The sequence below is a fragment of the Roseobacter sp. HKCC-CH-9351 genome, assembly GCF_037830295.1.
Lineage (GTDB): Bacteria > Pseudomonadota > Alphaproteobacteria > Rhodobacterales > Rhodobacteraceae > M30B80.
The window spans coordinates 1-12,723 of sequence record NZ_JBBLYM010000002.1 but is presented as its reverse complement, the minus strand read 5'-3'; the positions used below and the strand labels follow the sequence as shown (position 1 = coordinate 12,723).

The following is a 12,723-nucleotide window of genomic DNA, read 5'->3' as shown; positions in this document are numbered from 1 at the left end:
CATGTGGTCAGGAAATCTTGCTTACGCTCGATGACAGCGTAGCCCTTTGGTTGAACATTAATTTTTGGAATACTGGATCTGGCAGAAGAGAGCTCAGACGCATTATTAAGTAGCTAAACCCAAAAGCGAAAATTGCTCTCACCAGCAAAATCGTAGTTAAAGATGGTCCAAGCAGCATCATGAGGCCTACATCCTCGAATACCGAGTGAAATAAATTTATCAAAACCAACGCGCCGACGACGGATCGTATCGGGATTGCCCCTTGTTTAACTTCTTTGATCATGAGCCCGCCTCCGAACCCTAGCCCAAGAGTGAGGCCCACTATGACAATAGTTGCGGCGTTCGTTCCGATGTCTAATATTTTGAGAAAGGGCGATAGTATCAGCTGGATAATTTTTTCAACGCCGACTGATCTTAAAATTTCAATTGCAATCATCAATACGATGATAATGGCTTGGATAAAGAGCAGCCCAAAAATTTGGTCCAAAATCCATTGCTGCAGCGTAGGATCAGACACCATTGTTGGGAGGTGAAGGCTCGCTTGGTTTTGAAATAGTCCAAAATTTAAGAACGAGATGTGTAGGAGGTAACAAAATATGAATCCCCCTCCCACACGGATGAGAACAGTTGGTAAAATGCGCAAGCCTGCGTTTCGCGAGATTAGCGCCTCCACGATTAGCCCATGAGTGAAGAGCATGAATGAGGCAATAATGGTTGTTTGCGCTACAGTCAGGTTCAGTGCTTCAGGACTAGAAGACAAGACCAATAGTCCTGCGTAGGGGTTAGTCAGCAATGTAGTGGTGATCGCCAGTGCAACTTCTGCCGGTAGCCCTATGACTCCAAGCAAAGGAGCAACCTGAATAGTCAACCATGACGTTGCACCAAAACTATCGAGGACTTTAATAACAATTATAGTCGGTATCATGACCTTAAATAGCTCATATGATACAATATATATGTCTTTAATTAAATTATTTATTTTATTTTTAAGTAAATTCGTCATGGGGGCCTAAATATTTCAATAGACAGGGAGCCATTTCTTTATACCTTTAGATAAAGGCATCTTTGTTCAAAGGTAAAACAATGACTTCATTTAATGTGAATTTTTCAGAATTCGAGGGCAAGAAAATCCTGATAACAGGAGCATCGACCGGAATAGGAGCTGAGTTAGCGAAAGCGTTTGCGCAGCAAGGTGCAAAAGTGGGCTTGCACTATTTTTCTTCTGAAGATGCGGCCAATCAGCTGGCCGCAGATATTCGTAAATCTGGTGGCTCAGTTGAATTGGTAAGGGCTAATGCCAGTAATTCTGAAGAACTAGCTGCCGCCGTGAAAGATGTTGCAGAGCGTTTGGGCGGAATAAACGGTTTGATTAACAACGCAGGCGGGATGGTTCGCCGTGTGCCATATGCTGAGGCAAGTGATAAAGACTATGACGAAATAATGGATCTAAATGCACGATCCATAATCGTCGCGTCAAAGGCTGCATTGCCTTATCTTAAAGCGGAGGGAGGGTTCGTAATTAATACGACTTCAATCGCAGCGCGCAATGGAGCAAGTGGAGGTGCCGGTCTGTATGGTTCGTCAAAGGCATTCGTATCTAACGTTACCCGCGGTATGGCCAAGGAGTGGATTGAGTACGGTGTCCGTGTAAATGCCGTCGCTCCAGGTGTGATTACAACGCCCTTCCATGAACGCTATTCAACCCAAGCCCAACTTGACGCGATGCTGAAAACTGTTCCGCAAGGGCGCCTTGGTCAGGCACAAGATTGTGTGGGGGCGTTCCTGTTTTTAGCTTCACAGGCTCTTTCTGGGTACATTATCGGACAAACAATAGAGGTCAATGGCGGACAACTGATGCCATGATTTCAAGTGCTGGCATGGCGCTACGATCAAGGGAAGAGGAACACTGTTCAATGCCATGCCAGCCTGTGAATGCTACCACAAGTTGTGGCGATGTTCAAGTCAGCAACTATATGATGTTTCTAAAGTGCATTCACTCATTTTTGTGAAGCTGTAAAAGTTCAACCAACGAAATGAAGCTGTGAAACTTTTCTAAAAGACTCATCAGCCTGAGAAGCGCATTAGTCACAAAACAGTATCAGGGGTTCGAAATTTTTTGTGCCGTCCAACAATGGTTTAGATGCGGCCAAATTCGTTCAATAAATCCTCAACAGTTTTTCCTTGCGCAACCCATTCTCGTGTTCTGGCTTCACGATCAGCTTGCTCTTGGGCAAGACGCACGGTTTCCTCCGCAATTTCTAGAGGGATGACGACGACACCCATAAGGTCAGCAACGATAAAGTCACCTGGGTTAACTACTACTCCACCGCACGCAATTGAGACGTTAATTGAAAGCTCTTCTTTGCGTTCAGAGAACATCGTGTGTGTTCCGCGTGGGGTGATCGCGCGGGTCCAGATTGGCCAATTAATGTCCTCCAGTTCATCGGTGTCCCGGCCAGCCCCATCAACAATCATGCCGCGGATGCCACGGTTTTGTGCAAGTCCGCCCATCAGCCCGCCACAGACCGAAGTTTGTAAATCGCCTCCAGCATCAACTACAATTACGTCATTCGGTTGAGCGATTTCCAAAGCCCTGAGAGGATCAACAAGATCGCCTTTTGACAATTGGACTGTTACTGCCTGACCGGTGATCTTTGCGCGAAAGGCTGGCTTGATTGCGCTATCCATCACGCCAGTTCGGTATTGCACATCTGCGAAGATGGCGGCTGCGGAATAGGACTCTAGTACCGCATCGAATTTTTTGAGTAGGTTTGGATTGCGCTCAAAGTCGTTGAAGATCCTGAGACTTGTACTTGTATCTGGCATCTTTATCTCCTGTTATCAGGGTGTTTTTGCCAATGCGTCTGCATTGACCGTATATTTTGGTTTTTGGTTGGTTAGCACCAATGCCACCTGGGTAGCCGCCGTAACCCGAGCGGCGATGATGGATTCCTCTGAGTAGTAGGCCGAATGTGGCGTCACTAATACGTTTGGAAGTTTGAAGAGGGGATTGTTGTCTGGCGACCAATTTTTCCGTTTGGCCGGTTCTTCTTCTGGATCATCAAGTCCTGCCGCCGCGAGATGGCCTTCGCTTAATGCGCGAAAAAGCGCGGTATTATCGATTGTTGGACCGCGCCCAGTGTTAACAAGGATGGCCCCAGGCTTCATAGCTGCAAATTCAGCATCCGACAGGAAATGATATGTTTCAGGTGTCATCGGAGCTTGCATCAATAGATAGTCGGAACGGGCTAGCAATTCGGCCTTGTCTACCAACTCAACGCCTAAACTTGTGGCGACGTCGGGCAGCACAAAGGGATCGTAGGCGATTATTGTCACGCCAAAGGCACGCGCCCGTTCCGCGATAGCTTGTCCAATCTTGCCAAGTGATACGATACCAAGCGTGCGTCCACGCAATCGATAAACTGGCTGTCCACTTTGCCATTTCCAGATGCCTGCATGGGTTGCCCGATTGTATTCAGATAATTTTCTGGCGAGTGCCAGCCAAAGAGCAATTGCATGATCAGCGACCTCGTCAGTGCAATAGTCTTGCACATTAGTCACGAGGATTCCTTTTTCGGTCGCAGCGTCTACATCTACAATATCTACGCCAACACCATATCGAGCGATTACTTCACAGCGAGTCATTCGATTTATCGTCTCGCGCCCGATTTTTGCGTACTGATTCATCATAGCTGCGCAACTTGGTGCGACTTCGAAGAGATCGCTTTCCTGTTTTGCCTGTAGAGAAACTACCTTGGCCCCTGCGGCTTCCAGGATGTTTGTTTCGATCTCCACATCCGCAAAGTCATAGTCGGTGATGACGACAAGGGGGCGATCAGCGCGTGGTATAAAACTATTTGTTTTTGCCATTTCGGGCCTCTCCAAATGCATATCTGATATCTGATATTCCAGATTGCAACTGCAGTTTTATCAGATACTCTAGTTTTCGCAACTGTTTTGGAGTGATTTCGCATGGCGTTACAGCGACCAAAATCGCTTAGAGAATTGGCGCTAGAATTCCTTCGCGAGCGGATAATAGATGGCACATTTCAGATGGGTCAGGTTCTTTCGGAGAGAAAGATTTCTGAAGAGCTTGGTGTATCAAAATCTCCAGTCCGAGAGGCGCTTGCGCAGTTGCGTGACGAGGGCTTAGTGCACATTGAACCTCAGAAAGGTGCACGAGTTTTCAACTTAACAGAGAATGAGGTCGTTCAAATATGTGACTTTCGTCAGGCAATTGAATCGGCATCCTTCGAGCTTGCTCTGCAACGAAATCGTGCAGGTCTTGCTGCAGATATGGAAAATGTCGTGGAGATGATGGCTATTAGCAAAGCCAAAAACGACGACGATGCCTACATTGCATTAGACAACCAATTTCACCAACTTATTTTCGAACATGCGGACAATTATTACCTGGCAGCTAGTTACAGTCGCTATGCAGGTAAAATTGCAGCGCTTCGCAAACTTCTTTCGCGGCTCCCGAAACACACAGACTTATCCTTCAATGAACACAAAGCGATTATCAGAGCTGTGCACAGCGGAGACCTTTCCACAATCAAGAAATTACTTGCCGAGCACATTGATCGCACTCGAAAAGCCTACAGTATGGCTTTAAGTTCACTGCACGCTTCTGATGATAAGTAACCGCGGCGGTCTGGCGTACTTGACGGAGTAATCATAAATGCCCAAGCTGATCGCCTTTCTATGTGTAACGATCAGCAGAGGATATTTGATATGTCAAAAGGGTACTTGGTGGCCAATATCAGGGTCAAAGATGCCGAAAAGTTTCAAACATTCTCAGGAATGGCTGCGCCGGCTATTAAGAAGTACGGTGGGAAGGTTTTGGCTAAAGGTCCAGCAGCCGACAGACATGAGGGTCAACTTACCGGCACAGTAATGATGATTGAGTTTGACAGCAAGGAAGTTGCAGAGACATTTTACTTTAGTGCCGAGTATCAAGCCGCGAAGGCAGTACGAGAAGAATGTGCAGATACAGACCTCATGATTATTGAGGGTACTGAGTAGTGTGACCATACCATGTGCTTCATGGATGTAATTTTCGCGATCACTTACTAAAAAATAGCTGTTCAGAATTTCGCATGAAAATTGGATTGCAGCTGTATCAACTCGTTACTGATTTGATACAGCTGCGCCAAGTTACTGCGCTCCAATTAATTCAACTTCCAATATTCGGAAAATAGTCTTCGCAGGAGCCTTCACGATAAACGTCTGCAGTGCAGCAGTGGAGCCCGCCACCAAAGGCATAAGCATCGCGTAGTTCAACTTCCACCACCTCCATGCCCAGACGATCCATTTGTTCAGCTTGGTAAACTTCAGATTTTTCGACACAAACTGTTTTTGGATCCAAAACTAAGACGTTCATCGACAACCAAACTGATGAATAGCAGAGTGGTGGGGGTGTGTTGTGTGCCGGTTGGGCGGCATCTACAATTTCCCAGTCATTATCAAAGAACATTTTTCTCTGTTCTTCTGGAAGTCTGCGCTGGGGGTTGTTCAAAATTAGACCAGGACGTAGAGGCGTAAAAGTCGCATCTATGTGGATTGGATATGGATCACCTGGAAAATTAACAGTGTGCACTCGGTGTTCTGAAAAATGGCGCCTCAGCCATTCAATGCCTTTCAGATTGGTTGTAAATCCGTGTTGTACAACCAAGTCTTTTCCGAACCGCAATACATCTGCAGCGTCAAATAGTGGTTCCTCTTCAGTAGTGACAAAGAATTTCTTTGCGGCCCACTCTAACCTTTTCGTATCACCAATTTTTTCCGACAAATAATCTGGATGATAATCAGCGTCCGTTAGGCGCGGCTTTGGAGCGGCCTCATGCCTGAAATTTGGGTCCTCTTCCCAATATTTTTTTAGTAGTGGGCGATAATTTAAATATTCGAACCATCTACAGCGATAGGACATTGTCGCCTCTAGAATTTCCGACCCGACAGTCAGCAATACATCCCTAGGAGGCATGCAGCCGAACTGACTGTCTGTGTGGAAATCTGGCGTAGTAACTGGAAGAGAGTGATCAATCGGTGACGGCCGATCGACGCGTATGCCTCGAGCTTTTAATTGTCCAGCGAAGTTGTCCAGTAGCTCATTGGCTCTATCGATTGTTTCTTGAGGGCGACGGCCCCATTGGCCGCGCATGTCGCTGTCTTCAGGAACTTTCGCGTCAAGTGCGGGCTCTTCTGGCGGGATGTGACAATCATCGGCTCTTCCGACAATCACATGTTTCAGTGGATCCCATTCATTCCAGCTATTTACGACGGTGTTTTTCATTTTTGTTTCACTTCGTTGATTTATGCTTATGGATTACTGCATAGAAATTTTCAGTCCAGTGTTACCTGCGAAAGCACAGGTAACCAAAGAGCCAACTCTCCGCCGGAGCGGTTTATGTTTTCAAGACCACTGAAAGCCACCTGTTGAGTCAATGACAGTTCCAGAGAGATACTGTACTTTATCTGAACACAACATGACGGCCATGTTTGCTATCTCTTCAGGGTTCTGCAGGCGCCCAAATGGCAATGTCTCCGTGTTTATGAAATTTTTCCAGTTTTCTTCATTGCCAGTTTCACGCTTAGCACGTTGTTTTAGAAGCTCAATTGTTCTGTCTGTAGCAGTTGCAGACGGATTTATTCCGTAGGTACGCACACCGTTCTTCGCAGTTTCTGCCCCCAAAGCTTGTGTGAAAGCTATTAGTGCAGCGTTGCCTCCGGCGCCGCAGATATAGGATGGGGTGGTGTGTCTGCCGCCTATTCCGATGATATTAACTATGACACCACTCTTTCGAGCCATCATCGCTGCAGAAAAGAGCTTGCATAAATGGATATATCCAAAGACTTTCAAATCCCATGCTTTACGCCATTCATCCATGCTGAGATCTTGTATGCCGCCGCTGGGAATAGCGCCTGCATTATTGACCACGATATCGAAGTCGTCGCGCGAGGAGTATAGCGCTTCTCTTTGTTCCTCGCATGAGAGGTCTGCGCTTACAGTGCTAACACCACGTGAAACTGCTTCTAGTTGAGTTCTCGCTTTTTCGAGGTTTGTTTCACTTCGGCCGACTATAGTGACAGTAGCGCCTTCCTCTAAAAAAATTTTTGCTGTAGCCAGCCCAATGCCGCGGGATCCGCCAGTAATGAGTACTTTTTTATTCTTAAGGTTTAAATCCAAGTCGTTTCTCCAGCTGACACAGGCGCTTAATGCATCCTACACTGTTAATCTGCATCATGATTTAGAGCCAAACAACTGATCAGAGATATTTCCGAAATACATTTCGTGTAGACTAAGCATGAACAAAAAGACCCAGCCTATTTCGGCTGGGCCCCATATTTCTAAAAGATGATAGCCATCTTCAGAAGTTGTGCTTTAAATCAACCGAAAACACGCTTAAAAATCGTCTCCACGTGCTTGGTGTGATATCCTAGGTCGAATTTTTCTTCGATTTCAGCGGCGCTGAGTGCATCGGTCACCTCGGTATCTGCAAGAAGTTCGGTTTTGAAATCAGCCCCTTGCTCCCACACCTTCATAGCGTTGCGTTGTACAAGGCGATAGGCGTCTTCGCGACTGACGCCGGCTTGGGTCAATGCCAAAAGCACGCGCTGCGACATCACCAAACCCTTAAACTTGTTCATATTGGCAAGCATAGTTTGAGGATAGATCACGAGTTTTTCGACAACGCCTGCCAAGCGATTTAATGCAAAATCCAAGGTGATGGTGGCATCAGGCGCAATCCCGCGCTCAACCGAACTGTGCGAGATATCCCGCTCATGCCAAAGCGCTACGTTCTCCATCGCGGGGATCACCGCCATACGCACAAGCCTCGCAAGACCAGTCAGATTTTCAGTTAAAACTGGGTTGCGCTTGTGTGGCATTGCGGAGGAACCTTTTTGCCCCGCTGAAAAGAATTCTTCAGCCTCAAGCACTTCGGTCCGTTGCATATGACGAATTTCGATCGCGATATTCTCAATGCTGCTCGCAATAACGCCAAGTGTGGCAAAGAACATCGCGTGACGATCGCGGGGGATCACTTGGGTCGAAATCGGCTCAGGCGAGAGGCCCATCATTTTGCAGACATGCTCTTCAACGGCGGGGTCGATGTTGGCGAACGTTCCAACCGCGCCTGAAATGGCACCGGTGGCGATTTCGGTACGTGCAGCTTGCAGGCGGGCCTTGTTGCGATCCATTTCGGCATAGAACCGGGCGAAGGTTAGGCCCATTGTAGTGGGTTCTGCGTGAATTCCATGGCTGCGGCCAATCCGAACTGTGTCTTTATGCTCAATCGCTCGGGTTTTCAGCGCAGCCAAGACCTTATCGAGATCCGCCAGCAGGATATCCGCCGCGCGTACTAGCTGCACGTTGAGGGTGGTATCCAAAACATCCGATGAGGTCATGCCCTGATGTACAAAACGCGCATCTTCGGCCCCGATATGCTCGGCCAGATGGGTGAGAAAGGCGATCACATCATGCTTGGTGACGGCTTCAATCTCGTCAATGCGCTCCACATCGAACTCTACATCTTTCGCCTTCCAAACGGCTTCGGCGTTTTCGCGGGGGATCACGCCAAGCTCGGCCTGCGCATCGCACGCATGGGCTTCGATCTCATACCAGATACGGAATTTGGTTTCAGGCGACCAGATGGCAACCATTTCGGGGCGGGCATAGCGGGGGATCATTGGCGAACCTTCTGTGATGCGGTTTCAAGGGGTTGCGCGCCTTCTAATCTAAATGTCACAGAAGAGGAAACCGCTTTTCGACTACCTGCGACCATGAGGAATGCCAAATTGGATCATATCTCCTCCATACCAGAGAGCGACGCGCTGGCAGGTGCGTGGCGGGTAGCGCGCGACATCCACGATCACCGCGCAGAGTTGAAAGGTTATTTCGAAGGGCATGCGCGGTTCACGCCGGCTGAGGGTAATGTTCTGCAGTATCAAGAGGAAGGGCGCTTAACCTATGGCGCGGGTCAAATCTTTGATGCAGAGCGGCGTTATATTTGGCGGCGTGTCCCAGAGGGTTGGCAAGTGGATTTTGACGACAACCGTCCCTTTCACCTCATTCGCGCCGCAGACCACCCTGCGCGCCATGACTGCGCCCCTGATCTATATATCTTGCGCTATCAGTTTGACGCGCTTCCGCGGCAGTGGCAGTGCCAATGTCGTATCACGGGGCCGCGCAAAGATTTGGATTTGGTGACCACCTACTATCGAGACTGATCTCGATTGGCGTTCGCCTTTCTGGCGCGCCAACACGCTGTGAAGATTATTCATCACCAAAACCAAGTGATGGGTGAAATCCTCGAGATCCTCATCATGGGCGCGGGATTGCGCCCGAGGTGCCGCCCGCAGCAGGCGCTTGCGGCGCTGCTGCGGGAGGGGGATTAGGATTATTTCAGGCCTGCGCAGAATCGTTGAATGCGGCTGCATGCCTCGCGCAGATTTTCGTCTGACGTTGCATAGGATACGCGGAAATTGGGCGATAGGCCAAAGGCGCCACCAAACACCACAGCTACGCCTTCTTCTTCAAGAAGGGCTGTCGCGAAATCCTCGTCTGAGTCGATTTTTTTGCCATCAGGGCTAGTCTTTCCGATGCAGCCTGCGATGGACGGATAGACGTAAAATGCCCCGTCTGGTGTTGGGCAAGTGATGCCCTCTGCCGCGTTCAGCATTTCAACCACTAGATTGCGGCGGCGCAAGAACAAGGCTACGTTATCCGCCAAGAAATCTTGCGGCCCATTGAGTGCCTCAACGGCGGCCCATTGGCTTACTGATGAGGGGTTCGAGGTCGACTGGCTTTGGATTTTGCGCATCGCACCAATCAGGTTCTCGGGCCCCGCTGCATAGCCGATCCGCCACCCAGTCATCGCATATGCTTTGGAGACGCCATTGCAGGTCAAGGTGCGCTCGTAAAGGGCGGGCTCTACCTCGGCAGGGGTGCAGAATTTAAAGCCATCAAAGACCAGATGCTCATACATATCATCGGACATGATCCAGACATGTGGATGGCGTAGCAAAACATCGGTCAACGCTTTCAACTCGGCGCGGGTATACCCTGCGCCTGTGGGGTTGGAAGGGCTGTTGAAAATGAACCATTTGGTCCTTGGGGTAATGGCCGCTTCAAGTGCCTCCGGCGTTAGTTTGAAATTCGTTTCGATCGTGGCCGTTGCAATCACGGGGGTGCCGCCTGCGAGTAAAACCATATCGGGGTAGCTCACCCAGTATGGGGCAGGGATGATCACCTCGTCGCCAGGGTTTAGGGTGGCCATGAGCGCATTGTAAAGAATTTGCTTGCCGCCCGTGCCAACCGATACTTGGGAGGGTTTATAAGCCAGGCCATTTTCCCGCTCAAATTTTTTGCAAATCGCTTGCTTGAGTTCCGCAATGCCATCAACCGCGGTGTATTTCGTCCGACCCGCATCAAGCGCAGCTTTGGCCGCGTCTTTGATATTTTGTGGGGTATCAAAATCAGGCTCACCCGCACCAAGCCCGATCACATCCTTGCCTTGCGCCTTGAGGTCAGCGGCGAGGTTGGAGACGGCGATTGTGGGGGAGGGTTTGACACGTGAAAGCGTGTCGGACAAAAAGGCCATTGGATTTCTCCAGTTTTGCGGCGCGCACATGAAACGCGGGAGCCTGCGGTTTACTTCACTCTGGTACCGCTTTAGGGTTTGGCGTGAGGCTGTTCAAGCGCGGAATTGTTGGGCGAAGTGCCGCATACATACATCTCCTGCGCTTTTATCCCTTTTAGGTTGAACAGTGGGAGCTGCGCGCGGCGCGCTGTGCAGCATGAAAACAAGTTGGCCGATTTGAAAAGGAGCCTCCGCGATGAGCGATGATGTAATCACCCATGAACAGCAGACAGATGCAAGCTGGTATGACGAAGATACAGCCACATTTGGGGATCGTATGGCAGGCGCGCGCGAGGCCGCTAATATGGGCCAAGCTGAACTTGCACGTCGCATGGGTGTCAAAGCCAAGACCATCCGCTCATGGGAAAATGATCAGGCCGAACCGCGCGCCAACAAGTTACAAATGTTGGCTGGAGTTTTAGGCGTGTCGATTATGTGGTTGTTGACAGGTCGCGGTGATGGAATTGATGGCCCATTTGTTGCATCTGCGATAAGCGAAGACACAAGTGCACTCCTGAAAGACCTACGGCGCATTCGTGCGGAGCAGGCTCAGCTGTCCGATGCTTTGGGCCGGCTCGAAAAAAGATTGCGCCAAACTCTGGTAGAAGAGGCGGGCGGGCACTAGAGAATAGGAAAATCGCCGCAAGCTGAGAGGCTGTCTATGTCCCAATCTGCTCATCAAGAGACACGCGAAATCCGTCTCAAGCGTCTTAGGATGCGGGCATGGCATCGTGGTATCAAAGAAATGGATTTGATTTTGGGCGGATGGGCAGATGCGCATTTGGCCTCCGCCGATGATGCCACGCTCGATAAGTTTGAGGCGGTGCTTGAGGAGGCGGATCAAGACCTTTATCAATGGATATCTGGTCAAAAATCGGCGCCTGATGAAATAGCAGGTTTTCTCCAAATCATTGGCAAACAATTTGGCCAAAAGTTTCACAATGACAACCAGTAACTGGCGTTGTTATATTGGTTGCAGTGGTATTCAGTGTTCATGGGTTTGAAGTAAATGGAAACTGAAGCAATTAGGCGTGCATCTGAATTGCTGGTTGCAACTTGGCAGTCGGGCTCTACGATTTCCGCGCTTCCTCCTCATTTTAAGCCATCAACGCGGGAGGAAGGATACGCGATTCAAGAGATACTGGAAGGTCAGTCTCAGGCTGCACTATTCGGATGGAAGATTGCAGCGACGAGCTCAGCAGGACAAAATCACATTGGTGTAAATGGCCCCATGGCGGGCCGTCTTATTCAGTCTATGGTATCCTATGATGGCGACGTTCTTCCGCTTGTTGGCAACAACATGCGAGTTGCTGAACCAGAATTCGCGTTCAAACTGGGACACAGCTTACCTCCAAGGACATCAGCGTACAGTTTGGAAGAAGTTATGAGTTCGGTATCAGAGCTTTTTTTGGCTCTCGAAATGCCTGCGTCCCGCTTTACAGACTTCGCACGAGCTGGGGAAGAACAGTTGATTGCCGATAATGCGTGTGGTCATCAATTTGTCTTGGGCCCCAATGCGCCCGACCTGTGGCGAGGCTTAGATCTTTCTGAACACCATGTTATTGGCAGAGTTGGAGACCACATAGTCAGAGATGGTGTCGGTAAGAATGTTCTGGGAGATCCTCGGCTAGCCCTAACTTGGATCGCGAATGAGCTTTCAAAAATTGGCGTAGGTTTGCAGTCTGATCAAATTGTAACCACTGGCACCTGCATGCTTCCGCTTGAGATCTCTCATGGAGATACTGTTTTTGCTGATTTCGGAGTTCTGGGCCAAATCAGCTGTTCTTTTAAATAATGTAACCCCAGCCATATGGGTTAATTTCAAACGGACACGAACCGTGTTCTGGATTACAACTTGTGTTTTTTATGTCCAAGGTTGGTCAACTTAAGTTTAAACAAGCTCTTCCCTTTAGTTGATGTAACTTCGTAACACCTAGGAGAGCCATACTGGTATCGAGTTCCTGCCTAAGAATTTCGATAGCTTTTAATATTCCTGTCTGGCCATCTGTTGCTAATCCCCACAAGCATGAGCGGCCGATCATGCAAGCGCTTGCTCCCAAAGACAGAGCAATTGCAATATCGG

General features: G+C 49.0%; 15 protein-coding genes. 7 read left to right on the top strand and 8 right to left on the bottom strand.

What is annotated here, in order from left to right:
• Window positions 1–7: 7 nt before the first annotated feature.
• Window positions 8–1,003, bottom strand: coding sequence for a hypothetical protein (locus AAC632_RS10245; protein WP_340298806.1), 996 nt, complete (start codon window positions 1,001–1,003; stop codon window positions 8–10).
• A 62-nt stretch (window positions 1,004–1,065) separates the two neighbouring features.
• On the opposite strand from AAC632_RS10245, the gene AAC632_RS10240 reads away from it, so the two are divergent.
• A complete protein-coding gene (locus AAC632_RS10240) occupies window positions 1,066–1,863 on the top strand; it encodes an SDR family NAD(P)-dependent oxidoreductase (RefSeq protein ID WP_340298805.1) in 798 nt (265 codons plus the stop codon).
• Between the two features lie 273 nt (window positions 1,864–2,136).
• On the opposite strand, the gene AAC632_RS10235 is transcribed toward AAC632_RS10240, so the two are convergent.
• Complete coding sequence (locus tag AAC632_RS10235) at window positions 2,137–2,826, bottom strand: RraA family protein (protein ID WP_340255604.1); 690 nt, start codon at window positions 2,824–2,826, stop codon at window positions 2,137–2,139.
• A 15-nt stretch (window positions 2,827–2,841) separates the two neighbouring features.
• Window positions 2,842–3,870 carry a C-terminal binding protein gene (locus AAC632_RS10230; RefSeq protein ID WP_340298804.1) on the bottom strand — a complete coding sequence of 343 codons (1,029 nt, stop codon included), beginning with the start codon at window positions 3,868–3,870 and terminating at the stop codon, window positions 2,842–2,844.
• 102 nt (window positions 3,871–3,972) lie between these two features.
• Here AAC632_RS10230 and AAC632_RS10225 point away from each other — a divergent pair, with 102 nt between their 5' ends.
• The gene (locus AAC632_RS10225) at window positions 3,973–4,644 is read left to right on the top strand and encodes a GntR family transcriptional regulator (RefSeq protein WP_340260276.1); all 672 of its coding nucleotides are present in this window, start codon (window positions 3,973–3,975) and stop codon (window positions 4,642–4,644) included.
• A 90-nt stretch (window positions 4,645–4,734) separates the two neighbouring features.
• Window positions 4,735–5,025, top strand: coding sequence for a DUF1330 domain-containing protein (locus AAC632_RS10220; RefSeq protein WP_340255613.1), 291 nt, complete (start codon window positions 4,735–4,737; stop codon window positions 5,023–5,025).
• A gap of 151 nt (window positions 5,026–5,176) precedes the next feature.
• On the opposite strand, the gene AAC632_RS10215 is transcribed toward AAC632_RS10220, so the two are convergent.
• From AAC632_RS10215 to purB, 3 genes are all read right to left on the bottom strand, one after another.
• On the bottom strand, window positions 5,177–6,292 hold the full coding sequence (locus tag AAC632_RS10215; protein WP_340298803.1) for a serine/threonine protein kinase: 1,116 nt from the start codon (window positions 6,290–6,292) through the stop codon (window positions 5,177–5,179).
• 120 nt (window positions 6,293–6,412) lie between these two features.
• Window positions 6,413–7,186, bottom strand: a complete 774-nt coding sequence (locus tag AAC632_RS10210) for a short-chain dehydrogenase/reductase (protein ID WP_340255619.1) — start codon at window positions 7,184–7,186, stop codon at window positions 6,413–6,415.
• A 200-nt stretch (window positions 7,187–7,386) separates the two neighbouring features.
• Window positions 7,387–8,688: an adenylosuccinate lyase gene (purB, locus tag AAC632_RS10205; RefSeq protein ID WP_340260278.1), complete on the bottom strand. Its 1,302-nt coding sequence runs from the start codon at window positions 8,686–8,688 to the stop codon at window positions 7,387–7,389.
• A 108-nt stretch (window positions 8,689–8,796) separates the two neighbouring features.
• Here purB and AAC632_RS10200 point away from each other — a divergent pair, with 108 nt between their 5' ends.
• Window positions 8,797–9,228, top strand: a complete 432-nt coding sequence (locus AAC632_RS10200) for a DUF6314 family protein (RefSeq protein WP_340298802.1) — start codon at window positions 8,797–8,799, stop codon at window positions 9,226–9,228.
• A gap of 170 nt (window positions 9,229–9,398) precedes the next feature.
• On the opposite strand, the gene AAC632_RS10195 is transcribed toward AAC632_RS10200, so the two are convergent.
• Window positions 9,399–10,601 carry a pyridoxal phosphate-dependent aminotransferase gene (locus tag AAC632_RS10195; protein WP_340298801.1) on the bottom strand — a complete coding sequence of 401 codons (1,203 nt, stop codon included), beginning with the start codon at window positions 10,599–10,601 and terminating at the stop codon, window positions 9,399–9,401.
• Between the two features lie 235 nt (window positions 10,602–10,836).
• Between AAC632_RS10195 and AAC632_RS10190 the strand changes: the two genes are divergently transcribed.
• The 3 genes from AAC632_RS10190 to AAC632_RS10180 are packed head-to-tail and all read left to right on the top strand — an operon-like array spanning window position 10,837 to window position 12,435.
• Window positions 10,837–11,265 (top strand): helix-turn-helix domain-containing protein, encoded by a 429-nt coding sequence (locus AAC632_RS10190; RefSeq protein WP_340298800.1) that lies wholly within the window; start codon window positions 10,837–10,839, stop codon window positions 11,263–11,265.
• A 36-nt stretch (window positions 11,266–11,301) separates the two neighbouring features.
• Window positions 11,302–11,595: an FAD assembly factor SdhE gene (locus AAC632_RS10185; protein ID WP_340298799.1), complete on the top strand. Its 294-nt coding sequence runs from the start codon at window positions 11,302–11,304 to the stop codon at window positions 11,593–11,595.
• 54 nt (window positions 11,596–11,649) lie between these two features.
• Window positions 11,650–12,435: a 2-keto-4-pentenoate hydratase gene (locus AAC632_RS10180; RefSeq protein WP_340298798.1), complete on the top strand. Its 786-nt coding sequence runs from the start codon at window positions 11,650–11,652 to the stop codon at window positions 12,433–12,435.
• Window positions 12,436–12,520: 85 nt separating this feature from the next.
• On the opposite strand, the gene AAC632_RS10175 is transcribed toward AAC632_RS10180, so the two are convergent.
• A partial coding sequence (locus AAC632_RS10175; RefSeq protein ID WP_340298797.1) for an alpha-hydroxy-acid oxidizing protein occupies window positions 12,521–12,723 on the bottom strand: 203 nt, incomplete at its 5' end.